The sequence below is a fragment of the Pseudoalteromonas sp. S3178 genome (genome assembly GCF_005886985.1).
Lineage (GTDB): Bacteria > Pseudomonadota > Gammaproteobacteria > Enterobacterales > Alteromonadaceae > Pseudoalteromonas > Pseudoalteromonas carrageenovora.
The window spans coordinates 1-364 of the sequence record NZ_PNCW01000289.1 but is presented as its reverse complement, the minus strand read 5'-3'; the positions used below and the strand labels follow the sequence as shown (position 1 = coordinate 364).

At 43.1% G+C, this 364-nt stretch carries 1 protein-coding gene; it reads left to right on the top strand.

Annotated elements, in window-relative coordinates; genetic code table 11:
• A partial coding sequence (locus CWC11_RS21010) for a GAF domain-containing protein (RefSeq protein ID WP_138684190.1) occupies window positions 1-364 on the top strand: 364 nt, incomplete at both ends.

Genomic DNA, 364 nt, shown 5'->3' with positions numbered 1-364 from the left:
TCAAAGACCGAACAGCTCAGCATCATCAACCAATTTTCGTCATCTTTACTGCAAATTACTCAGTTAGATGAACTGTTTGATTATGTGACCTCTCAGGTAGTTAGCCGACTGGGTTTTGTTGACTGTGTAATTTACCTCGCTGATGAACACCATGAGTATTTAGAAGAAGTAGCCAGCATGGGATTATCCAGCCAAAATGCCAACTACCAAATTATTCAAACTCGCATTCCCATTGCCCAAGGGATCACAGGGTATGTGGCACGCACCCAAACCGCTTTTGTATCTGCTGATGTTTCGAGTGAACCCAGGTATATCGCAGACTCTCGCCCTGCTTTGTCTGAATTATGTGTTCCTTTAGTATATG